Origin of the sequence: Pseudoduganella sp. S-14, assembly GCF_049913285.1 — a bacterium.
GTDB lineage: Bacteria > Pseudomonadota > Gammaproteobacteria > Burkholderiales > Burkholderiaceae_D > Rugamonas.
The window spans coordinates 3,441,292-3,464,949 of record NZ_CP183991.1 but is presented as its reverse complement, the minus strand read 5'-3'; the positions used below and the strand labels follow the sequence as shown (position 1 = coordinate 3,464,949).

At 61.1% G+C, this 23,658-nt stretch carries 15 protein-coding genes and 4 tRNA genes; 4 read left to right on the top strand and 15 right to left on the bottom strand.

The annotated features are described in order from the left end of the window. Nucleotides 1–5: 5 nt before the first annotated feature. Nucleotides 6–1,643 carry a response regulator gene (locus tag ACN9MZ_RS15865; RefSeq protein ID WP_426337947.1) on the top strand — a complete coding sequence of 546 codons (1,638 nt, stop codon included), beginning with the start codon at nucleotides 6–8 and terminating at the stop codon, nucleotides 1,641–1,643. Here ACN9MZ_RS15865 and ACN9MZ_RS15860 read toward each other — a convergent pair. Beyond that, nucleotides 1,640–5,257 carry a hydantoinase B/oxoprolinase family protein gene (locus tag ACN9MZ_RS15860; protein WP_426337946.1) on the bottom strand — a complete coding sequence of 1,206 codons (3,618 nt, stop codon included), beginning with the start codon at nucleotides 5,255–5,257 and terminating at the stop codon, nucleotides 1,640–1,642. The genes ACN9MZ_RS15865 and ACN9MZ_RS15860 overlap by 4 nt on opposite strands. A 54-nt stretch (nucleotides 5,258–5,311) precedes the next feature. Between ACN9MZ_RS15860 and ACN9MZ_RS15855 the strand changes: the two genes are divergently transcribed. Further along, nucleotides 5,312–6,838, top strand: a complete 1,527-nt coding sequence (locus ACN9MZ_RS15855) for an NAD(P)H-hydrate dehydratase (RefSeq protein ID WP_426337945.1) — start codon at nucleotides 5,312–5,314, stop codon at nucleotides 6,836–6,838. A gap of 4 nt (nucleotides 6,839–6,842) precedes the next feature. Here the strand turns inward: ACN9MZ_RS15855 and ACN9MZ_RS15850 are convergent, their stop codons facing one another. Beyond that, nucleotides 6,843–7,541 carry an ABC transporter ATP-binding protein gene (locus ACN9MZ_RS15850; RefSeq protein WP_426161545.1) on the bottom strand — a complete coding sequence of 233 codons (699 nt, stop codon included), beginning with the start codon at nucleotides 7,539–7,541 and terminating at the stop codon, nucleotides 6,843–6,845. 4 nt (nucleotides 7,542–7,545) lie between these two features. Here ACN9MZ_RS15850 and ACN9MZ_RS15845 point away from each other — a divergent pair, with 4 nt between their 5' ends. Together ACN9MZ_RS15845 and mnmH are read left to right on the top strand one after the other, a co-directional pair. After that, nucleotides 7,546–8,175, top strand: coding sequence for an arylesterase (locus tag ACN9MZ_RS15845; RefSeq protein WP_426342913.1), 630 nt, complete (start codon nucleotides 7,546–7,548; stop codon nucleotides 8,173–8,175). Beyond that, nucleotides 8,172–9,227 (top strand): tRNA 2-selenouridine(34) synthase MnmH, encoded by a 1,056-nt coding sequence (gene mnmH, locus ACN9MZ_RS15840; protein ID WP_426337944.1) that lies wholly within the window; start codon nucleotides 8,172–8,174, stop codon nucleotides 9,225–9,227. The genes ACN9MZ_RS15845 and mnmH overlap by 4 nt, the downstream gene beginning before the upstream one ends. On the opposite strand, the gene ACN9MZ_RS15835 is transcribed toward mnmH, so the two are convergent. From ACN9MZ_RS15835 to ACN9MZ_RS15775, 13 genes are all read right to left on the bottom strand, one after another. Continuing rightward, nucleotides 9,193–9,993, bottom strand: a complete 801-nt coding sequence (locus ACN9MZ_RS15835) for a hypothetical protein (RefSeq protein ID WP_426337943.1) — start codon at nucleotides 9,991–9,993, stop codon at nucleotides 9,193–9,195. The two genes, mnmH and ACN9MZ_RS15835, sit on opposite strands and share 35 nt — an antisense overlap. A 119-nt stretch (nucleotides 9,994–10,112) precedes the next feature. Further along, nucleotides 10,113–12,017 (bottom strand): SurA N-terminal domain-containing protein, encoded by a 1,905-nt coding sequence (locus ACN9MZ_RS15830; protein ID WP_426337942.1) that lies wholly within the window; start codon nucleotides 12,015–12,017, stop codon nucleotides 10,113–10,115. Between the two features lie 123 nt (nucleotides 12,018–12,140). Beyond that, nucleotides 12,141–12,217, bottom strand: a tRNA-Asp gene (locus ACN9MZ_RS15825). Between the two features lie 19 nt (nucleotides 12,218–12,236). After that, a tRNA-Asp gene (locus tag ACN9MZ_RS15820) sits at nucleotides 12,237–12,313 on the bottom strand. 35 nt (nucleotides 12,314–12,348) lie between these two features. Next, nucleotides 12,349–12,424, bottom strand: a tRNA-Val gene (locus ACN9MZ_RS15815). Nucleotides 12,425–12,465: 41 nt separating this feature from the next. Then, complete coding sequence (locus ACN9MZ_RS15810) at nucleotides 12,466–12,738, bottom strand: HU family DNA-binding protein (protein WP_055927923.1); 273 nt, start codon at nucleotides 12,736–12,738, stop codon at nucleotides 12,466–12,468. 210 nt (nucleotides 12,739–12,948) lie between these two features. Further along, nucleotides 12,949–15,357 carry an endopeptidase La gene (lon, locus tag ACN9MZ_RS15805; RefSeq protein ID WP_426337941.1) on the bottom strand — a complete coding sequence of 803 codons (2,409 nt, stop codon included), beginning with the start codon at nucleotides 15,355–15,357 and terminating at the stop codon, nucleotides 12,949–12,951. Between the two features lie 247 nt (nucleotides 15,358–15,604). Further along, nucleotides 15,605–16,873: an ATP-dependent Clp protease ATP-binding subunit ClpX gene (gene clpX / locus ACN9MZ_RS15800; protein ID WP_426337940.1), complete on the bottom strand. Its 1,269-nt coding sequence runs from the start codon at nucleotides 16,871–16,873 to the stop codon at nucleotides 15,605–15,607. Between the two features lie 134 nt (nucleotides 16,874–17,007). Continuing rightward, nucleotides 17,008–17,625 carry an ATP-dependent Clp endopeptidase proteolytic subunit ClpP gene (gene clpP / locus ACN9MZ_RS15795; RefSeq protein WP_130314748.1) on the bottom strand — a complete coding sequence of 206 codons (618 nt, stop codon included), beginning with the start codon at nucleotides 17,623–17,625 and terminating at the stop codon, nucleotides 17,008–17,010. Nucleotides 17,626–17,682: 57 nt separating this feature from the next. Further along, nucleotides 17,683–19,020, bottom strand: a complete 1,338-nt coding sequence (gene tig / locus ACN9MZ_RS15790) for a trigger factor (protein ID WP_426161538.1) — start codon at nucleotides 19,018–19,020, stop codon at nucleotides 17,683–17,685. A gap of 36 nt (nucleotides 19,021–19,056) precedes the next feature. Then, nucleotides 19,057–19,143: transfer RNA gene (locus ACN9MZ_RS15785), tRNA-Leu, on the bottom strand. 198 nt (nucleotides 19,144–19,341) lie between these two features. Next, a complete protein-coding gene (locus ACN9MZ_RS15780) occupies nucleotides 19,342–22,455 on the bottom strand; it encodes an efflux RND transporter permease subunit (protein WP_426337939.1) in 3,114 nt (1,037 codons plus the stop codon). Then, the gene (locus ACN9MZ_RS15775; RefSeq protein WP_426337938.1) at nucleotides 22,452–23,525 is read right to left on the bottom strand and encodes an efflux RND transporter periplasmic adaptor subunit; all 1,074 of its coding nucleotides are present in this window, start codon (nucleotides 23,523–23,525) and stop codon (nucleotides 22,452–22,454) included. Before ACN9MZ_RS15775 ends, ACN9MZ_RS15780 begins: the two co-directional genes overlap by 4 nt. Between the last annotated feature and the right edge of the window lie 133 nt (nucleotides 23,526–23,658).

Sequence of the window (23,658 nt, the reverse complement as noted above, 5' to 3'; positions counted from 1 at the left end):
AGTTAATGCAATCGTATAGCGACCTGTCGGTGCTGATCATCGACCCCAACCCGGCAATGCGGGGCAACCTGCACAATATGCTGAACCAGGCCTCGATCACGCGCATCGAGTATGCCGTCAGCTCGGGCACGGCGATCCGCCAACTGACCAACAAGCGCTTTGACGTCATCCTGTGCGAATACGACCTGGGCAGCGGCAATGATGACAACGGGCAGGATGGCCAGCAATTGCTGGAAGACCTGCGCCACCACAAGCTGATCGACCGCTCGACCATCTTCATCATGCTGACCTCGGAGGCGGTGCAATCCAAAGTGATTGGCGCCGCAGAACTGACGCCAACCGATTACGTGCTGAAACCCTTCACGGTCGACGGCCTGATGCAGCGCATCGGCCGCGCAGTGGAACGCCGCGCAGTATTCATGCCGGTCTATCAGCTGATCGCCCAGAGCAAGCAGCGCGAAGCCATCGATGCCTGCCAGGAGGCCGAGACTGCGAATCCACGCTATGCGACCGATTTTGCCCGCCTGCGCGCCGAACTTCACTACGAAATCGGCGAGCTTGCCCAGGCCGAGCTGATTTACCAGGCGATCCTGGTCGGCCGCCCGACGGGTTGGGCGCAACTTGGCCTGGCGCGTTGCCAGTTCGGCCTCGAACACTATGCCGATGCGATGGGTACACTGGAGCGATTGATCGAGGCCAATCCGAACATGATGGCGGCATACGACCTGCTGGCCCGCTCATATGAGGCCATGGGCCAGTCGCCGCAAGCGAAGAAGATCCTGGAAGATGCGGTTGCCATGTCGCCCAACATGGTGCAGCGCCTGCGCCACCTTGGCGAGGTCGCCTACGGCACCGGTGACATTTCGGCGGCAGAGAAGGCCTTCCGCCAGGTGGTGACCAAGGCCCGCTATTCCGAATTCCGCGATCCTGAAGACCACGTGAACCTGGTTCGAGCCCTGGTACGCAAAGGGGACGTCAACCAGGCTTCGGGCGTGATCCGCGATATGGAACGCACGCTGCGCGCCAGTGCCAACACCGAAGTGTGCAAGCATATTTCGTCGGCCCTGCTGCTGGACGTGACCGGGCACGCGACCGAGGCTGCCTCGGAACTGTCGAATGCCGTGACGGCGGTCGGCATGGCGCGCGGCCTGTCGAACCGGCTGCGCATCGGGCTGGTGGATTCCTGCCTCAAGCACCGGCTGGACAAGGACGCTGCCGACGTCGTCATGCATATGATGAACGACAACGAAAAGCCAATCACGATGGAAGAAGCGGTCGGCGTCTTCGAAAAGGCAGGCCGCCACGACCTGGCGCGCGGCGTTGGGGAGAAGATCGACAACGTCATGCAGGAACTGGTTACTGAAGCGGAGTCGATGGCGCGCCAGGGCGACCATCGCGCGGCTGTGGCGACCCTGCACCAGGCCCTGCGCCGCACGCCGGGCAACCTGAAGGTGCTGTACGCGGCCGTGCAGGCCATCCTGCGGCAGTTGGACGAACTGGGCTGGGAGGCACCGCTGGGCGACCAGGCGGGCGCCCTGATCGACCGTATCCGCCGTCTTGACGCCGGCAGCCCTGCGCTGGAAGCCCTGCTGATGCAGTATTCGGGCACCCAGCGCAAGTACGGTATTTCGACGACCGCCTAGGCGTCCTTGCCTCCTGCGGGGCCGTAGCCGCCGCCGCCCGGCGTCTCGACAACGAAGATGTCGCCGGGCTGCATTTCAGTCTTGCCGATGTGGCCCAGCTGTTCGGTGCTGCCATCGGCGCGCAAGACTGTATTGCGGCCCAAGGCGCCCGGCGCGCCGCCAGCCATGCCGAACGGCGCATGGATGCGGTTATTCGACAAGATGGCCGCCGTCATCGGCTCCAGGAAGCGTACTTTGCGCACGCCGCCGTTGCCGCCGTGCCAGCGGCCTGCGCCGCCGGAACCGAGGCGAATTTCATAGCTTTCCAGCCGCACCGGGAAACGGAACTCCAGGATTTCCGGGTCCGTCAGGCGCGAGTTGGTCATATTGGTCTGCACCACGTCGGTACCATCGAAGCCATCGCCGGCGCCGGAACCGCCGCTGATCGTTTCGTAATACTGGTAGGTCGCGTTACCGAAGGTGAAGTTGTTCATCGTCCCCTGCGATGCGCCCTGCACGCCAAGCGCGCCGTACAGCGCATTGGTGATGCAGGTCGAGGTTTCGACGTTGCCCGACACCACAGATGCCGGGTAATGCGGGTTCAGCATCGAACCCGGTGGAATGATCACGTGCAGCGGTTTCAGGCAGCCGGCGTTCAGCGGGATGTCATCGTCGACCAGGGTGCGGAAGACATACAGGACTGCCGCCATGCAAACGGCGGATGGCGCGTTGAAATTGTTGTCCAACTGGCCGGAAGTGCCGCTGAAGTCGATCTCGGCGCTGCGTTCGGCCGCATTGACGCGCACCGCGACGTTGATGACGGCCCCGTTATCGAGTTTCAGCTCATAGCTGCCGTTGCGCAGCGCGCTGATCACGCGCCGCACTGCCTCTTCGGCATTGTCCTGCACGTGGCCCATGTAGGCGCGTACCACGTCAAGGCCAAAGTGCGCGACCATCTTGCGCAGTTCTTCGACGCCCTTCTGGTTGGCGGCGACCTGGGCGCGGAGATCGGCCATGTTCTGGTCGGGATTGCGGGCCGGATAGCGCGCACTGGCCAACAAGGCGCGCGCCTCAGCATCGCGCAACTGGCTGCCGCTGGCGCCGTCGACCAGCTTGAAATTGTTGATCAGCACGCCCTCTTCTTCGATATTCCGCGAATCCGGCGGCATCGAACCCGGCGTACTGCCGCCAATATCGGCGTGATGGCCGCGCGAGCCGACATAGAACAGGATCGCGCTGCCTGCCTCATCGAACACCGGCGTGATGACAGTAACGTCCGGCAGGTGCGTGCCGCCGTTGTACGGGTCGTTCAGCATGTAGACGTCGCCAGGATGCATCCGGCCTGCGTTTTCGCGCATGACGGTCTTGATGCTCTCGCCCATTGATCCGAGGTGCACCGGCATGTGCGGGGCATTGGCAATCAGGTTGCCTTCAGCGTCGAAGATGGCGCAACTGAAGTCGAGGCGCTCCTTGATGTTGACCGAGTAGGCAGTGTTCTGCAGGCGCAGGCCCATTTGCTCTGCGATCGACATGAACAGGTTGTTGAAGATCTCCAGCATGACCGGATCGGCCGTGGTGCCGATGGCGCGGCGCACCGGCAGGGCCTCGACTCGGGTCAGCACCAGGTGATCTTGTGGCGTGACTTCGGCTTGCCAGCCCGGTTCCACGATTGTCGTGGCGTTGGCCTCGGCGATGATGGCCGGGCCCTTGATGATATCGCCGATGCGGGTTCCATCGCGCTTGAACAGGCCGGTGTCGTGCCACTGCCCGGCGCTGTACATGCGCACCGTTTGCGAAGGCAGCAGCGGTGCGTGGCGCGGCGCCTGCTGTGGCGCCGCTTCCGGCGGGGCATCGGACTTGCCGATAGCCTCCACCGAGACCGCCTCCACGATCAGGGCCTTGGCCGGCATCAGGAAGGAGAAACGCTTGCGATAGGCCGCTTCGAACTGGGCCTTCATGCTGTCGATGGTGCCGAACAGGACGATCAGGGCCGAATCCGTGCCTTCGTAACGCAGGTGGATACGATGCACCACGCTGATACGCTCGTCAGCCACCGCCTGAGCATGCAGGTCTGCCACCGCCTCCACGGCAAGCGCCTGCAGGCGGGCTTCCAGCGCCGGCAGCGCCTCAGCCGCCAGCCGAAGTTCGACGGCGCTTTCACGCATCGCGGCCTGGTCGGCCAGGCCCATGCCATAGGCCGACAGCACCCCGGCCAGGGAATGAATGAAGACTGTCTTCATGCCCAGCGCATCTGCAACCAGGCAGGCGTGCTGGCCGCCGGCGCCGCCAAAACTGGTCAAGGCGTACTCGGTCACGTCATGGCCGCGTTGCACGGAGATCTGCTTGATTGCGTTGGCCATATTGCCGACGGCAATTTCGATAAAGCCCTCGGCCACCTGTTCCGGCGAGGACGGCGCGCCTGTCGCCGACCGGATTTCCGCGGCCATGGCGGCGAATTTTTCGTGCACCGTCGCCGCATCGAGCGCCTGCGCGCCATCGCTGCCGAACAGCTGCGGGAAGAACGCTGGCTGGATCTTGCCCAGCATGACGTTGCAGTCCGTTACAGCCAGCGGGCCGCCGCGGCGATAGCTGGCCGGCCCCGGCGCGGCGCCCGCGCTGTCCGGTCCGACGCGGAAGCGGCTGCCATCGAAATGCAGGATCGAGCCGCCGCCGGCAGCAACCGTGTGGATGCTCATCATCGGCGCGCGCATGCGCACGCCGGCCACCTGGGTCTCGAACACACGCTCGAATTCGCCCGAAAAATGCGAGACATCGGTCGAAGTACCGCCCATGTCGAAGCCAATGATCTTTTCAAAACCTGCCGCCCGGCTGGCGCGCACCATGCCGACAATCCCGCCGGCCGGTCCACTCAGGATCGAATCCTTGCCCTGGAAGGTGCGGGCGTCGGTCAGGCCGCCGTTGGACTGCATGAATTGCAGGTTCACTCCCGGCAGTTCAGACGCAACCTGGTCCACATAGCGCCGCAGGATTGGAGACAGGTAGGCATCGACCACGGTCGTATCGCCGCGCGCCACCAGTTTCATCATCGGGCTGACCAGGTGGGACACGGAGACCTGGGTATAGCCGATTTCGCGGGCAATTTGCGCCAGTGCCGCTTCATGCGCGCTGTAGCGGTAGCCATGCATCAGGACAATCGCGATAGAACGCAGCCCCTGGTCATAATGCGCCTGCAGGCCGGCACGCGCCGCCGCTGCATCCAATGCCCGGACCACTTCCCCGTGCGCGCCCATGCGCTCATCAATCTCCACCACATGCTGGTAGAGCAGCTCAGGAAGGACGATGTGGCGGTCGAACAGGCGCGGACGGTTCTGGTACGCAATGCGCAGTGCATCGCGGAAGCCGCGCGTTATCGCGAGCACGGTCGGCTCGCCCTTGCGCTCGAGCAGCGCGTTGGTGGCGACCGTCGTGCCCATCTTCACAGCCTCGACCTGCCCGACCGGGATGGCAGCGCCGGCTGCAACGCCCAGCAGATGGCGAATGCCAGCGATGGCTGCATCACGGTAGTGTTCAGGACTTTCCGACAGGAGCTTGTGGGTAATCAGGCCGCCATCGGGCCGGCGCGCCACGATGTCAGTGAAAGTACCGCCGCGGTCGATCCAGAATTGCCAGTCCATTGCGCTGCCTCGCTCTCATCGTGAAGCAGTTATTGTAGTGCTAGAATGACCCGCATGACGCCCCTCTTTACGATTGCAGAAATTCGCGCGATCGAGCACGCTGCGGCACAGCGCTTGCCCGAAGGGGCACTGATGCAGCGCGCGGGCCAGGCCGGCGCCAACCACGCACTGGACCTGCTGCCCTTCACCATTCACCGCGCCCAGGTACTGGTGCTCGCAGGCCCGGGCAACAACGGCGGCGACGCACTGGAAGCCGCCGCACACCTCGGCCATGCCGGCGCCCAGGTCACCGTGCTGCATTTTCCGCCTGCAGGGACAGCCGCAGCGGAGCGCATCGAGGCCTTGCGCCGTGCACGCAGCTCCCCTGCCCGCTTTGCCGCAACCAGCGAGGCCGCTGACGCCCGCGCCGTGGTGGCTGGCACCGCCTGGACACTGATGGTTGATGGATTGTTCGGCATCGGGCTGGCCCGGCCGATCACGGGCGACCTCGCGGCGCTGGTGGCTACCATCAACGAGCTGGCCTGCCCCATCCTCGCGCTCGATGTCCCCAGCGGCCTTGACTCGGACACCGGCGCCGTCGTTGGCGGCGACAAGGCAGGCATCGCAGTTCGCGCTACGCACACGCTCACCTTCATCGGCGACAAGCCCGGCCTGCACACGGCCGAAGGCCGCGATCACGCGGGTGCTGTCACGGTCTGCAATCTCGACATCGAGCCCGAGCTCTTTCCGGTGCCGCGCGCAGGCCTGAACGACGTGGCGCTGTTCACCCACTGCGTGCGCCGGCGCCGCCACAGTTCGCACAAAGGAAGCCATGGCAGCGTAGGCGTGGTGGGAGGCGCGCGCGGCATGGCAGGCGCGCCGATCCTGGCCGCGCGTACTGCGCTCGCCAGCGGCGCTGGCCGCGTCTACGCCTGCTTCGTCGGCGAGCCGCCGGCCTTCGATGCCGAGCAGCCCGAACTGATGTGCCGCAGCGCCCAGGAATATGATTTCAACAGCGCGGTGCTGGTGATCGGCCCCGGCATGGGCAGCTCCGCCTCAAGCGCCGAAATGCTGGCCAGCGCGCTGCATAGCCAAAGCCCGGTCGTACTTGACGCCGACGCGCTCAACCTGCTGGCTGGTTCCGAAGCACTGCGCGCGCAACTGGCGCAGCGCCAGGCGCCGTGCATCCTGACGCCGCATCCGCTGGAGGCCGCCCGCTTGCTGGGAGTGACGGCCGCCGAAATCCAGGCAGACCGCCCGTCCGCTGCACGCATGCTGGCCTCGCGGCTGGCGGCGACGGTCGTACTGAAAGGATCGGGAACGGTGATTGCCGCCCGCAATGGGGAAATTGTGATCAATACAACCGGCAATCCGGCCCTCGCCACTGCCGGCACTGGCGACGTGCTGTCCGGCTTGTGCGGCAGCCTGCTTGCCCAGGGCTGGCCGGAATGGGAGGCAGCCCTGGCCGGGGTCTGGCTGCATGGCATGGCGGCCGACGACCTCGTCTCGGAAGGTGCAGGACCCATCGGCCTGACGGCCAGCGAACTGATTCCAGCCATCCGCACCGCCCTCAACCGGCTGGCGGCGCAGCACGGCTCTTGAAGAGTCAGGCGATGCGCCCCGCCGCGATCGTGATGACGCGCCCGCAGCGTGCTGCGATATGGGTGTCATGCGTGACCAGCACCAGGGTCGAACCGTGCTCGCGGTTCAATTCGAACATCAGCTGGATGACGGATTCGCCAGTGGCCGCATCCAGGCTTCCTGTCGGCTCATCGGCCAGCAGCAAGGGCGGCTGCGTCACGAAGGCGCGCGCCAGGGCAACGCGCTGCTGCTCGCCGCCGGACAGGAATTTCGGATAGTGCTTCAAGCGGCTTGAAAGACCGACGCGGCCCAGCATGGCTTCCGCCTTTTCGCGCGCCGCGCCGTCGCCGGCCAGTTCAAGCGGCAGCATCACGTTTTCGACTGCCGTCAAATGAGGCAGCAACTGGAAGGACTGGAAGACGAAGCCCAGTTTTTCCTTGCGCAAGGCGGCCCGGCCATCTTCATCGAGCGCGAAAATGTCCACGCCATCCAGCACCACCTTGCCCTCGGTGGGCGTATCCAGGCCCGCCAGCAGGCCGAGCAAGGTCGATTTACCGGAACCGGAGGCCCCTACAATGGCAAGCGTTTCCGCCTTTTGCACTGTAAAATCCACTCCATGCAGGATGGTCAGTTCGCCGCTGGCGTCGGCCACCCGCTTGCCCAGGCCGGAAACGGAAATAGCCGCCTTGGCCAACTGGCTGGAGGTTTGAGGAATATCACGCATGGTCATGTTCAAAAATAGTGTACGCTGCTTCGCGATGCTGATCCTGATGTTCAGCGCCGCCACGAACGCCTATTCTGCATCAAAAACTGTCCTGGTGGTGGGCGACAGCCTGTCGGCCGAATACGGCATCTCGCGCGGCGCCGGCTGGGTTGCCCTGCTCGACCAGCGGCTGAAGGACCAGAATCTGCCGGCAACCGTCGTCAACGCCAGCGTCAGCGGCGAGACGACCAGCGGCGGCCGCACCCGACTGCCTGCCTTGCTGAGCAAGCACAAACCGAATATCGTCATCATTGAACTGGGCGCAAACGATGGCTTGCGCGGCCTACCGGTGGCCGCCGCCGAATCCAACCTGCGCGCCATGGTGGACGAATCGCGCAAGGCGGGTGCGCAGGTGCTGCTGGTCGGCATTCGCATCCCTCCCAACTATGGCCGCGACTACGCCGACAAATTCTTCGCCATGTACGGCGCCGTGAGCAAGGATGTCAAAGTGCCCCTGGCGCCCTTCATGCTTGACGGCGTCGCACAAAAGCCCGAACTGTTCCAGTCAGACCGTCTGCATCCACTGGCAACGGCCCACCCCATCATCCTGGGCAATATCTGGCCCCACCTCCAGCCAATTCTGAAAACAAAATGAAGTATCCAGAAATCCTGCCAATCGAAAACGTCCTGGCCCGCCTTGACGATTTCGACACCATCATCGACGCCCGTAGCCCATCCGAATACGCGCTTGACCACCTGCCGAACGCGATCAACTGTCCCGTGCTCGACGACGAGCAACGCATCACCGTCGGCACCATGTACAAGCAGCTCGGCTCCTTCGAAGCGAAGAAGGTCGGCGCTGCCATGGTCTCAAAGAATATCGGCTACCACATCGAGACGCTGTGGCTGGACAAGCCACGCGACTGGAAGCCCCTGATCTATTGCTGGCGCGGCGGCAACCGCAGCGGCTCCATGGCAACGGTGCTGGCCAAGATCGGCTGGCCGGTGGTGCAGCTCGATGGCGGCTACAAGGCCTTCCGCGCCGCCATCAACGCGCAGCTCGAACATACGCCGGAACTCGACTTCCGCGTGATCTGCGGCACAACCGGCAGCGGCAAGACCCGCCTGCTCGACACGCTGGAGGCGATCGGAGCGCAGGTGCTGGACCTGGAGCAGCTGGCGGCGCACCGCGGCTCGGTGCTGGGCAATATCCCTTGCCAGCCGCAGCCTTCGCAAAAGGCCTTCGAAACGTCGATTTGGGACCGTCTGCGCCGCTTCGACCCGCAGCTACCGGTCTTCGTCGAATCGGAAAGCCGCAAGGTCGGCAGCCTGCGCGTACCGGGCGCGCTGATGGAACGCATGCGGGCTTCGCCTTGCATCGCCATGCAGGTGGCGCGCGAAGACCGCGTCAAGCTGCTGATCGAGGACTACCAGCATTTCGCCTGCAATGCCCCGGCGCTCAATGCGCAGCTGGAATTCCTGGCGCAATTGCACGGCCGCGAACGCATCGAACGCTGGCAAGCCATGGCCACTGCAGGCGAGATGCCCGCCCTGGTCGACGAACTCCTGGTCGACCATTACGATCCGGCCTATCTCAAATCGATCCACCGCAACTTCGTGCAATACGACCAGGCCACCGAGCTGGCGCTTGCCGACATCTCGCCCGAATCCTTCATCGCCGCTGCGCGCAGGCTGCATGGCGCATAGCGAGCAATAGCAATCCGCACAGGGTCATCGCCAGAACGGACGGTTCTGGCACGGGCGGAATGGCCTTGGCGGCGCTCAAGCCGGCTGTGACGCTCCAGCTGAAGTCCTTGTCCGTGTCGCTGCGGTTGAAGATAGACAGCGAAAAGAATTCGTCGATGCCCGGCTGGGCGCCGTCCGACCCGAAGCTTCTTGTATAAGCCGTTGCAGCGTCGGCGCCTGCAAGCCCGATATCAAAGAACCCGCCCGCCGCTGCATCGAAGGGCGATCCGGCGCCGACTTCCTGCATGCCGAACAGATGGCCGCTCACCACCAGCGCGGAGTTGGGCGTCAGGTGTATGGTGGCGCTCCAGCTTGCCGTTCCGTCTGCGAGATACCATTGACTCAGCGGATCGCACAGCTCGGCTTGCGCATCGAAGGCGTAGACCGCGTTGTCGAAATAATGATCCCAATCGATAAAGATGCTGCTGGCGAAATCCATGCGGCTTGAATCGCCGATCGCATGAGCCCCGACCGGGCCGGTCGCGACATACTCCCGGGAAAACTGTTCCCGAGTACCAAGCACTTTCGCCGCCGCGCGATACTCCTGTCCCAGCAGGCCCGCAGCGGCGGTTCCGCCCAGGGGATTGAGGGAATACGCGTCGAATTCGAGGTCCGACAACTGCAGGACGATTTTGCTGGTGCCAGGCGCGGCAGGCGATTCCTGGGCGCCGGCGGCGCCGACGCAAACGCAGAACAGCGCAGCGAGACCTAAACGGATCATGTGCATGATGTGCTCCTCCCAAAGCATGGGCGGCGGGGCGCCGCCCCGCAGGACATTATCCGCACATAAGAAAAAAGCCGGGGTCCGTTTGCACGGGCCCCGGCTCTCATAGAGCGTTTAGCTGCTTATTCGGCTTGCTTCTTGATCGTTGCGATTGGGTGCAGGATCTTGACCTTGGCCTTCTGTTTCAGTGCATCGATGTAGCCAGTCATCTCTTGCTGCGCGACGATCTGGTTGATGCGCTGACCTTCCTGTTCGCGGCGGGCAGCATCCTGCTCAGCCGGCTGCCCGACCTTGTTGATGCGGTACACACCGTAGCCCTGGCCAGGGATTTCGACGCCAACGTAGGCTGGCAGCTTGGCGGCATCGGCCTTCATCACTGCTGCAACCGCCGCAGGATTGATGCCGTCTGCCTTGGCGCGGGAGATTGTCTTCGCCTCGCCGAAGCCAGCAGCGTCACCGGACTTCTTGGCGGCAGCCAGCTTTTCTTCGCCAGCCTTCTTCGCAGCTTTCACAGCCTCTTCCAGCGCAACCTGCTGTTTGATGGCGGCCTCGACTTCAGACAGCGGCTTCTTGGCAGCAGGCTTGAATTCGACGATGCGGCCGGAAACCAGGGTTTGCGGTGCGACTTCAACCGCCTCGGTATTGCGCTTGTTCTTCAGCGAATCGTCGGAGAACAGTGCGGCCAGGAACTTGGCGTTGTTGAAAGGAGCCGCGTCCAGGATCGGGTTAGGCTGGCGGCGAACGCCTTCCATGGTTTCGATCTTCAGCTTCAGCTTGTCGGCAACCGGCTTCAGGCTTTCGAAATCCGAAAACACGGTATCGGTGAACTGCTCGGACATCTCCGAGTAAAGCTTGGCGGCTTTCTGCGTCTTGATTTCCGCAGCGATGTCGCCCTTCACTTCGTCCAGCGGCTTCAGGTGCGCCGGCTTCAGCTCGGTAACGGTGATGATGTGATAGCCAAAATCGGATTCCACCAGTTCGCTGATTTCACCTTGCTTCAGCTTCAGGATCGCATCTTCGACCGGCTTGACGAAAGAACCCTTCACCAGCACGTCCAGGTCGCCGCCCTGGGCTGCAGAGCCCGGGTCATCCGACTTGGCTTTGGCGATCTTGGCGAAATCGCCCGGATTCTTGCGCACTTCGGCAAGCACTGCTTCGGCCTTGGCTTTCGCAGCTGCTTTGTCGCCTTCGCCCTTGATCAGGATGTGCGACGCGCGACGCGCTTCTTCGGTCGTGAAACGCTTCTTGTTCGATTCGTAGTAGCTGGCCACTTCCTGGTCGCTTACGGTAGCTTGTGCAGCCACGCCATCGGTGTTCAGCACAACGTACTCGATCTTGGCCGACTCAGGGATCTCGAACAGCTTGGCGTTCTTGTCGTAGAAGGCCTTCACCATGTCGTCGGTTACCTTCACGTTCGGCAGGAATTGCGAGACTGGCAGGGCCATCTCCTGCACTTCACGCTCTTGCGAACCGAAATCGGAGATCGCCTTGGAGACAGTGCGTGGCACAAAGCCGCTCAACTCCACGCCATTGGCTACTTGTTGCAGCGCCAGGTCGTGGCGAACCTGCTCCTGGTGCATGCCGGCGTTCATGCCTTGAGCAGCCAGAATCTGCAAGTACTGCTCCTTGTCGAAAGTGCCATCGGCCTTGAACAGCATTGGCAGTTGCGTACTGATCGCTTCCTGGACTTTCTGCTCGCTGGTGGTCAGGTGGGCACTGCGGATTTCCGCGTTCACGGCACGCTGGGCGATCAGCTGGTCCAGGACGTTCTGCTTGAACTCAGGAGTGTCAAAGGCCTTCTGGTCAAAATTCTTGCCCATTTGCTGGCGCATCTGGTCCAGTTGGCGGCGCTGGGCATTTTCCCATTCCTGCTGGGTCAGCGGATAGCCCGCGACTTTAGCGATGGTGTTCGCGTCTTCGCCGAACAGCTTGACGCCGCTCACGCCGACCAGCACAAACGACGGCACGATCAGGAGCGCCAGGATAATCTGCATCAGCTTTTGATGCGTACGTACGAAATCAAACATGTCAGCGTGGTTTCCTAGAGTGGAGGCTTTAAAACTGCTCGCGCGATTTTACAGGGCAGTTGCTGATGTTGCAAATGAAAAAGCCCCACAGTCTTTTGGACTAGTGGGGCTTTCTCGGGATTCTGGCGGAGCGGACGGGGCTCGAACCCGCGACCCCCGGCGTGACAGGCCGGTATTCTAACCAACTGAACTACCGCTCCAGGTAGTGTGTGCGTTTGCTGGCGGAGCGGACGGGGCTCGAACCCGCGACCCCCGGCGTGACAGGCCGGTATTCTAACCAACTGAACTACCGCTCCAGCATTCACAACACAGGTACTACGTCTTGTTTAAGTGGTGGGCGTTGAGAGGGTCGAACTCCCGACCTAATCCTTGTAAGGGATCCGCTCTACCAACTGAGCTAAACGCCCGCTTAAACTGCCCGGTAAGCATCACTGCTTACCGAAGGCCATTATTGTACAGCGTCTTTCAAAGCTTTACCAGCTTTAAATTTAGGAACTTTTGCTGCGTCGATCTTGATCTCTTCCTTGGTGCGCGGATTGCGGCCGGTACGGGCTGCGCGCTCGCTCACGGAGAAGGTGCCAAAGCCGACCAGGGTGACGCTGTCGTTCTTGGCCAGGGTGGTGGTTACGCCATCGATCACTGCGTCCAGGGCGCGTGCAGCTGCAGCCTTGGAGATGTCAGCGGAAGTCGCGATGTGGTCGATCAGTTCGGTCTTGTTCATTACAGTCCCCGTCACAAAGGTTTATATCGTTTATACCGTTTTTTATGCCGCGTTGTGATGCGTATAAAAATCTCAGGGCCGTATTAGACAGGTCGGCGTTGCACTGTGTCAAGGGCAAAAACAAAACGGGCGCCCTGACGGCGCCCGTTTTTACCGGCAAAACCGGCAAACCAGTATCTCACCCAGTGGGCCGGACACTTGCCCTTCGGTTTAATGTTTAACTACTTCACTACTCCCGTCAGCCGCAGCAACGGCCGGCACTTCCACCGGCGCCACAGGCTCGGTGATCGGCTCCGGCTGGCGCTCAAGTGCGACTTCCAGCACCTTGTCGATCCAGCGCACAGGCACGATTTCCAGCTTGTTCTTCACATTGTCCGGAATCTCTGCCAGATCCTTCACGTTCTGTTCGGGAATCAGCACCGTCTTGATGCCGCCGCGATGCGCTGCCAGCAGCTTCTCCTTCAAGCCGCCGATCGGCAGCACTTCGCCGCGCAGCGTAATCTCGCCGGTCATCGCCACGTCCGCACGGACCGGAATGCCGGTAAAGGTCGACACCATCGCCGTGGTCATTGCAATACCTGCCGATGGACCATCCTTCGGCGTCGCGCCTTCCGGCACGTGGATGTGAATGTCCTTCTTCTCAAAGGCTTCGTTCTTGATGCCCAGGCGCGAGGCGCGGCTGCGCACCACGGTACGGGCAGCTTCGATCGACTCCTTCATCACGTCGCCCAGCGTACCGGTACGGATAACGTTGCCCTTGCCAGGCATGCTGACCGATTCAATGGTCAGCAGGTCGCCGCCCACTTCGGTCCATGCCAAGCCCACCACCTGGCCGATCTGGTTGGTCTTCTCGGCCACGCCGAAGTCGTAGCGGCGCACGCCCAGGAACTTGTCCAGGTTTTTCGGCGTGACGCTGACCTTCTTGTCCGACTTCTTCAGCAGCAGCATCTTCACGACCTTGCGGCAGATCTTGGAGATTTCGCGCTCCAGCGAACGCACGCCCGCTTCACGGGTGTAGTAGCGGATGATGTCGCGCACCGCTGCTTCGCTGACGGAGATTTCCTCTTCCTTCAGGCCGTTATTCTTCACCTGCTTCGGCAACAGGTAGCGCAAGGAGATGTTGGTCTTCTCGTCTTCCGTGTAGCCGGACAGGCGGATCACTTCCATGCGGTCCAGCAGTGCAGGCGGAATGTTGTACGAGTTCGAAGTCGCCACGAACATCACATCGGACAGGTCGAAGTCAACTTCGATGTAGTGGTCCGAGAAGGTGTGGTTCTGCTCAGGATCCAGCACCTCCAGCAGCGCCGACGATGGATCGCCGCGGAAGTCCGCACCCATCTTGTCGATCTCGTCCAGCAGGAACAGCGGATTGCGCACGCCGACTTTCGCCAGCGACTGCAGCACCTTGCCCGGCATGGAACCGATGTAGGTGCGGCGGTGGCCGCGGATCTCGGCTTCGTCGCGCACGCCGCCCAGTGCCATGCGCACGTATTTGCGGTTGGTGGCCTTGGCGATCGACTGGCCCAGCGAGGTCTTGCCCACGCCTGGTGGACCGACGAAGCACAGGATCGGCGCCTTCAGCTTGTCCACGCGCTGCTGGACTGCCAGGTACTCGACGATGCGTTCTTTGATTTTTTCCAGGCCGTAGTGGTCGTGATCGAGCACTTTCTCGGCATTGGCCAGGTCGTTGTTGACCTTGGATTTCTTTTTCCATGGCAGCGACACCAGGGTGTCGATATAGTTGCGCACCACGGTCGCTTCGGCCGACATCGGCGACATCAGCTTCAGCTTCTTCAGCTCGGCCTGCGCCTTTTCCAGCGCTTCCTTCGGCATCTTGGCGGCAGCGACTTTCTTCTCGAGTTCGTCGATATCGGCGCCCTCTTCGCCCTCGCCCAGTTCCTTCTGGATGGCTTTGACTTGTTCGTTCAGGTAGTACTCGCGCTGCGATTTCTCCATCTGGCGCTTGACGCGGCCACGGATGCGCTTTTCCACCTGCAGGATATCGAGCTCGCCTTCCAGCTGGCCGAGCAGGTGCTCCAGGCGCTTCGAGACTTCGATGATTTCCAGGATCACCTGCTTCTGCTCAAGCTTGAGCGGCAGGTGCGCAGCCACGGTGTCGGCCAGGCGGCCCGCATCGTCGATGCCCGACAGCGAAGCCAGGATCTCAGGCGGGATTTTCTTGTTCAGTTTGACGTACTGGTCGAACTGCTGGACGATCGCACGGCGCATGGCCTCGATCTCCGACTCGTCGCCCTGCTCGGACTCGAGCGGCATCAGCTCGGCAATGAAATGGGTTGGGCTATCGGTGATCTTTTTGATGCGTGCACGCTGGGCGCCTTCGACCAGCACCTTCACGGTGCCGTCAGGCAGCTTCAACATCTGCAGGATGTTGGCCACGCAGCCGATTTCATAGATATCCGATGGCGAAGGTTCGTCCTTGGCAGCGGCTTTCTGTGCTGCCAGCATGATGCTCTTACCCTGCTCCATGGCAGCTTCGAGCGCCTTGATGGACTTTGGTCGGCCAACGAACAACGGAATTACCATGTGCGGGAAGACAACGACATCACGCAGTGGCAACAGAGGCAGTTGAGTTTGCTCAGTTAATTTGGTAGTTGTCATGGCGTACCTTATTTTAAAAGCTTGGTTCTGATATAGGCCCCAGCGGCCAATTCACAAGCCCTATGCTGCAATTATATTTGCTTTGAGAAAATGCAGTTTTACTCTAACTAAACGCCGCAATAAAGCCATTTTTGGAACAAAAAAAGCCACGCGCGACAGGTGATCGCGAGTGGCTTTTCGACTGAAGCCGGCGTTATGGTTATTGAGACCGATTGTAACGCCTTGCCTCAGCGATTCAAAACCCTATTTAGTTTTCCCCTGCTGCCTTTGGGGTTTCCTGATAAATCAGGAGGGGTTTTGCGCCACTGGTGATCGTATTTTCATCGATAACGACTTTGGTGACGTTCGTTTGGTTTGGCAGGTCGAACATAATGTCCAGCAAGGCGTGTTCCAGGATCGAACGCAGGCCGCGAGCACCGGTCTTGCGGGCCAGCGCCTTGCGGGCGATGGCGTGCAAGGCGGCAGGACGGATTTCCAGTTCCGCGCCTTCCATTTCCAACAGCTTGGAGTACTGCTTGACCAGCGCGTTCTTCGGCTCGACCAGGATCTCGATCAGGGCCTCTTCAGTCAGCTCGGCCAGGGTCGCCACGACCGGCAGGCGGCCCACCAGTTCAGGGATCAGGCCGAACTTGATCAGGTCTTCCGGCTCGGCTTCCATCATCAGGTCGCTGTTCGAGCGCTGTTCCTTGCTCTTCACTTCCGCGGCAAAGCCGATGCCGGACTTTTCGGACCGGTTGGAAATGATCTTGGCCAGGCCGTCAAACGCGCCGCCGCAGATAAACATGATGTTGGTGGTGTCGATCTGCACGAAGTCCTGGTTCGGGTGCTTGCGGCCGCCCTGCGGAGGCACGGAAGCCATGGTGCCCTCGATCAGCTTCAGCAGGGCCTGCTGCACGCCCTCGCCCGACACATCGCGCGTAATCGATGGATTGTCCGACTTGCGGGAAATCTTGTCGATCTCGTCGATATAAACGATGCCGCGCTGCGCCTTCTCAACATCATAGTTGCAGCTTTGCAGCAGCTTCTGGATGATGTTTTCCACGTCCTCGCCCACATAGCCGGCTTCGGTCAGGGTGGTCGCGTCGGCGATCACGAACGGCACATTCAGCATGCGCGCCAGGGTCTGGGCCAGCAGGGTCTTGCCGGAGCCGGTCGGGCCCACCAGCAGGATGTTGGACTTGGCCAGCTCGACATCGTCCTTCTTGCCCAGGTGCTTCAGGCGCTTGTAATGGTTGTACACGGCCACGGACAGGATGCGCTTGGCAGTCGCCTGGCCGATCACGTACTGGTTCAGCAAATCGGCAATTTCCTGCGGGGTTGGCAGGTCCGATTTCGCGCCCGTGACAGATTCGATGCTGGACGTCTCGTCGCGGATGATGTCATTGCACAGGTCAATGCATTCATCGCAGATGAAGACGGACGGGCCGGCAATCAGCTTCTTCACCTCGTGCTGGCTTTTGCCGCAGAACGAGCAGTAAAGGAGTTTTTCACCGCTGGAGGATTTTTTCTCTGACATGGGACTAATCTTTAGTTTTGGTGCAAGTTTACCGTGCGCACAAGCAAGAAATCCTGCGCACAACCACATGCTACCCGAAATAAAAGCAAAACGCCCGAACGTTGTAGCGTCCGGGCGTCGACTTGCAAGGACGCTTATGCGCGGCTGGTCAAGACTTTATCGATCAGGCCATATTCCGCTGCCTCGTCCGAAGACATGAAGCGGTCGCGGTCGGTATCCTTGGCGATTTGCTCGATCGACTGACCAGTGCGCTCTGCCATGATGCTGTTCAGGCGATGACGCAGGTAGAGGATCTCTTTCGCCTGGATCTCGATGTCCGACGCCATGCCTTGCGAGCCACCGGACGGCTGGTGGATCATGATGCGGCTGTTCGGCAGCGAGAAACGCTTGCCCTTGGCGCCTGCGGCCAGCAGGAAGGCGCCCATGGAGGCGGCCATGCCGGTGCACAGGGTCGACACATCAGGCTTGATGAACTGCATGGTGTCGTAAATTGCCAGGCCCGCGGAAACGGAGCCGCCTGGGGAATTGATGTACAGCGAGATATCCTTGTCAGGATTTTCACTTTCCAGGAACAGCAGCTGTGCCACGATCAGGTTGGCCATCTGGTCGTTGACCGGCCCGACCAAGAAGATCACGCGTTCCTTCAGCAGGCGCGAGTAGATATCGTACGAGCGCTCACCGCGGCCGCTTTGTTCGATCACCATCGGCACCAGGCCGAGCATTTCCGTATCGAGTGCGGGATTACGATTCATTCCAATTCCTTTGAAAACAACGCCGGCTCGGGGCCGGCGTCGAATGATATCAAGCTATTAAGCTTGTACGCTTCCCATGAGTTCGTCGAAAGGAATTTCTTTCGAGACGTTCTTGCACAGGCCCAGGACGTAAGTAACGACGTTTTCTTCCAATACAAGAGCTTCGACTTCGGCCAGGCGGCGGCGATCGGAGTAGTAGTACTTCAGCACTTCGCGCGGATCTTCGTAGCTTTGTGCGAAGTCTTCGATCTGTGCCTTCACCTGGTCAGGGGTAGCCTGCAGGTTCTGGTCGCCCACCAGCTTGGACAGGATCAGGCCCAGGCGTACGCGACGCTCAGCCTTGTCCTTGAACAGCTCTGGAGGGAATGGTACATCTTTTACGTTCATGCCGCGCTGCGCCATGTCCTGGCGGGTCATTTCAGCCAGGCGCTCGGTGTCTTGCGCGATCAGCGACTGTGGCACTTCCAGGGTCGCGGTCTTCACCAGGGTGTCCATCACGGCTTCTTTGTTGCGAGCCTTGACGCGGCCTGCAACTTCGCGCTCCAGGTTCACCTTGATGTCTTCGCGCATTTTGGCCAGGTCGCCGTCAGCCACGCCCAGGGACTTGGCGAACTCGGCATCGACTTCCGGCAGATGCGCCCATTCCAGGTTTTTCAGGGTGATGGTGAACTCGGCGGTCTTGCCAGCCACGTCCTTGCCATGGTAGTCCTCTGGGAACGACAGCGGGAAGGTCTTGGATTCGCCGACCTTCAGGCCAACGGTAGCGGCTTCGAATTCTGGCAGCATGCGGCCTTCGCCCAGAACGAACGGGTAGCCTTCAGCTTTACCGCCTGGGAACTCAACGCCGTCGATGGAGCCGACGAAGTCGACAGTCACGCGGTCGCCGTTAGCGGCGATAGCTTCGCCGCCGTCGCCGTGTTCGCCCTTCTCGCCCTTCACGTGGAAGTGCACGCGCTGTTTGCGCAGGATGTCGATGGTCTTGTCGATTTCTACGTCGGTCACGTTGGACTTGACGGTTTCGATCTCAACCTTGGTCAGGTCGCCGACTTCGACTTCCGGATACACTTCGAAGGTTGCGTCGAAGGACAGTTGGCCCTCTGGTGCGTCTTGTTTTGGCTCGATGCGCGGGAAACCGGCAACGCGCAGCTGGTTTTCGTTGGCTGCGTCGTTGAAAGCGCGGCCGACCTTGTCGTTCAGCACTTCGGTTTCGATCTGGTAGCCGTATTGTGCGGCGACCATCTTCATTGGCACTTTACCTGGACGGAAGCCAGGAGCACGTGCGGAGCGAGCCTGCACTTTCAGGCGCTTTTCCACTTCGGAACGCACGTCCGACAGTGGGAAGGAAATCGTCATGCGGCGTTCGAGTTTGCCCAGGGTTTCAACTGCAGTGGCCATTGTAAAAATCGTCCAATAAAAATTTAAGTGTACTTATGGTGCGAGGAGGGGGACTCGAACCCCCACACCATTGCTGGCGTCAGGACCTAAACCTGGTGCGTCTACCAATTTCGCCATCCTCGCGGCATATTTGCACAAAAGCAAAGGGCGACCTTACAGTGAAAACGGGGTCGCCCGGGGCTTTCAACTTCAACCCGGCATTCTATACGGTGTTTCTGGAGTGCGGTAGTGCTTTTTTGCGTATTGCGCAACATTTGGGCAAAACCGGCAACCCAGGTGCCTGACCCACAGGGGCAGACACCCACCCGCGGCAGCCGCGTATCAGGGTCCGACCCTGTGGGTCGTACCCTGGTTTACCGGTTTTGGCACCCGGAACCATGCAGCATATAGAGCTGGCAAGAACAGCAAGGTCAGCGCAGTCGCCAGAATCAGCCCGCCCATGATCGCCACCGCCATCGGTCCCCAGAACACGGAGCGCGACAACGGAATCATGGCCAGCGCCGCCGCTGCCGCCGTCAGGATAATCGGACGACAACGCCGCACAGCCGATTCCACGATCGCATTCCAGGCCGGCACGCCTGCCTTGATGTCCTGCTCGATCTGGTCCACCAGGATCACCGAGTTACGGATAATCATGCCGAACAGCGCAATAATGCCCAGGTTCGCCACGAAGCCCAGCGGCCGCCCCATCACCAACAGCGCCATCGCGGCACCCGCAACGCCAAGTGGTCCGGTCAGGAACACCAGCAGCGCACGCGAGAAGCTGTGCAGCTGCAGCATCAGCAAGGTAAAGATGATGAACACCGCCAGCGGCAAGTTAGCGGCAATCGACTCCTCCGCCGCGCTACTATCCGAAGCGGCGCCCTTGACCTTGATCTCATAGCCCGGCGGCAGCTTGGCGCGCAGTTCGTCCAGCTTCGGATTGATCTGGCCCGATACGGTCGGGCCCTGCACGCCTTCCACCACGTCCGACTGCACGGTGATCGCCCATTCCCTGCCCTCGCGCCACACCACGCCCGGCTCCCATACGAAATGCACACGCGCCAGTTGCGAGATCGGCACCGAACGGCCGCTATTGGTCGGGATGTACGTATCGTTCAGCACCGCAATCGTGCTGCGCTCGTCCAGCGGCTGGCGCACCTGGATGTCGATCAGGCGGATGCCTTCGCGGAACTGGCCAATCGGCGTGCCGGAAAGGATCGTGTTCGCGGCACGCATCACCGTTTGCGAAGTCACACCCAGCGCGCGCATCTTGTCCTGGTCCAGGTCAAGGCGCAGCACCTTGATCGACTCATTCCAGTTGTCGTTCACGCCCACTGCGTTCGGGTTGGCACGCATGATGTCCTTCACCTGGTCGGCAATGGAACGCACGCCATCAACCTCGGTGCCAGTAATGCGGAACTGCACCGGGTACGGCACCGGCGGACCATTCGGCAGCAACTGCACGCGGCCGCGAACTTCCGGGAAGTCGGTCTTGAAGACATTGCTGATCTTCTTGCGCAGCTCTTCGCGCGAATGCAGGTCCTTCGCCAGCACCACGGTCTGCGAGACGTTCGTCTGGGGGAAGATCTGGTTCAGCGGGAGATAGAAGCGCGGGCTACCGGTGCCGACGTAAGTCGTCACGCTTGCCACGCCTGGCTCCTTGCGGATGAATTCCTCGAATTTCTTCGCCTGGCGCTCGGTCTGCGCGAATGCAGTGCCTTCCGGCGACCACATTTCCACCATCAGTTCAGGGCGGCTGGAGTCAGGGAAGAACTGCTTCTCGATGAACTTGAAGCCGTACACGCCAAGGAAGAACACTACCAGCGTCGCCACAATCGTGGTCTTGCGGTATTCCACGCACCAGTTCACGACGGCGCGGAACTTGCGGTAGCCCGGCGTATCGAACAGTTCGTGGTGGCCACCGCCTTCCGAGTGCGGCTTCACTTTCAGCAGGATGTAGCCGATGTAAGGCGTGAACACGACGGCCACGATCCACGAAGTCACCAGCGCGATCGCGTTGACCGAGAACAGCGAGAAGGTGTACTCACCCGCTGCCGACGCGGCAAGCCCGATCGGCAGGAAGCCGGCGACGGTGATCAGGGTGCCCGTCAGCATCGGCATGGCCGTGGAGGTATAGGCGAAGGTTGCCGCTTCCAGCCTCGAATGGCCCTCCTCCATCTTCCGCACCATCATTTCAACCGCAATGATGGCATCGTCGACCAGCAGGCCGAGCGCAATGATCAGCGCGCCCAGCGAAATCTTGTGCAGGTCAATGTCCAGGATGCGCATGAACAGGAACGTTACCGCCAGCACCAGCGGGATAGTCAGCGCCACGACAAGGCCGGGCCGCGCGTCGAGGCGCGGCTTGGGCTTGGTATGCAGGCCGAGCGAAACGAAGCTCACCGCCAGCACGATCAGCACCGCTTCGACCAGCGTGTGCAGGAACTCGCCTACCGACGCCGTAACAGCGGCCGGCTGGTCCGACACGCGCTCCAGCTCAATGCCGACCGGCAGCTTGGTCTTCATGGCATTGACGGTCTTTTCCAGGTCTTTGCCCATCTGGATGATGTTGCCGCCCTTTTCCATCGACACGCCCAGGCCGATGACTTCTTTGCCGTTGAAGCGCATCTTGTCGCGCGGCGGGTCGAGGTATTCGCGCTTGATGGTCGCGAAGTCACCAAGACGGAAGGTCGTGTTATTGGCGCGCAACTCCAGTTCTTCCAGGTCCTTGACCGTGCGCAGCGCGCCCGAAACGCGCACTTGCAGGTTGTCGGTTGGCGTCACCACGACGCCGGTCGCCTCCACTACGTTCTGGGTCGTAATCTGATTGGCAATCTGCTCGATGGTCAATCCCAACTGGGCAAATTTCTTATGCGAGAACTCGATATTGATCTTCTCGTCCTGCACACCAAACAGTTCAACCTTCGATACCTTTTTCACGCCGAGCAGCTGCTGGCGCACCAGGTCCGCGTAGTCTTTCAGCTCCGCATAGGTAAAGCCATCGCCGGACAGCGCGAATATCGAGCCATACGTATCACCGAATTCATCGTTGAAAACGGGTCCTTGCACTCCCGACGGCAGCGTCGACCGGATGTCGCCGATCTTCTTGCGCACCTGATACCAGGCCTGCGCCACCTCTTTCGGCGGTGTCGACTCGCGCAAGCTAAGAATGATCAGTGTCTGGCCTGGCTTTGAATAGCTGGTGATTTCGTGGACAAACGGCGTTTCCTGCAGCTTCTTTTCCAGCTTGTCGGTAACCTGCTCGGCCATCTGCAGCGACGTAGCGCCCGGCCAGAAGGCCTGCACCACCATGGAGCGGAAGGTAAACGGCGGATCTTCATCCTGCCCCAGGTTCTTGTAGGCGAGCATGCCGCCCAGGAGCAGCACCGCAATCAGGTAGCGCGTGAGCGGAATATGCTCCAGCGCCCAGCGCGAAAGGTTGAAGCCCTTCATTTGGCGGCTCCGAGGATGGTCACTTTCTGGCCAGGCTTCAGCAGGTTGACGCCGGCCGTGACCACGGTCTGGCCCGGCCTGACGCCGCTGCCCAGGACGAGGTCATTGCCCGACACTCCGCTCACCGTGACCGGCACCAGGCGCACCACGCCGTTCTCGACCACCCAGACGGAGGTCGCCGCCTTTTCATGGAACAGTGCCGTCAGCGGCACCTTGATCTGCGGTTGCGGCGTGCGCGAGGCGAAAGCCACCAATGCGGTCATGCCCAGCTTGGCTTCGGCCAGGCTGGCAGGGATCGAGACGCGGAAGGCGTAGGTACGGGTGAACGGGTCTGCCACCGGCGAAATCTCGCGGATCTTGCCCAGCACCGACTTGCCCGGGCTGGCCCACAGGCGCACATGCACGTCCGAGATATCGCGCAAGGTATCGACCTTGTCTTCCGGCACGCCGAACACGATTTCCTTTTCGTCGGTCTTGGCAACGCGAACTACCGGCGTCCCCGGCGAAACCACCTGCCCTACCTCCGCGTCGACGGCGGTGACAACGCCGTCGATGTCCGACTCGAGGCTTGCGTACCCGGCCTGGTTGGACATGCCGCGATATGCCGCTTGCGCCGAATCCACCTGTGCCTGCGCCGACTTATTGGCGGACAGCTTGGCATCGAGGACGGCCTGGCTGACGAAATTCTTCTCGCGCAGCTCCTGGTAGCGCTTCAATTCCGCACTGGCCAGGTCGCGCGTGGTTTCAGCGGCGCGCAGGGCCGCCATCGACTGGACTTGCGACAGTTTCAGGTCCTGCGGGTCGAGGTCCATCAGCACCTGGCCGCGCTTGACGACGCTGCCCACATCCACTTTACGGGAGATAATCTTGCCGCCTACCCGGAAACCGAGACGCGACTCGACGCGCGCACGGACTTCGCCGGAGAATTCAGCATTCACATCGATATCCGAACTTTGCAGCACCATGGCGCGCACGGGCCGGATGTCTTCGGTCTTGGGGGCTTCTTTCGAGCAGGCTGCGAGCAGCAAGGCGCAGGCTGCAACCAGGGGTAGTTTTTTCGCTACGAACACGATGGAATTCCTTTTTGGTGTCTCTGGCAATTGCCGGGTGTATATGTTTGCCATTATTATTTCCCGTTTGGAACTAAATGACTTTCCGTTTAGTAAGAAAAAATTATAGCCGGGTCAACCGAACTTGCAAATG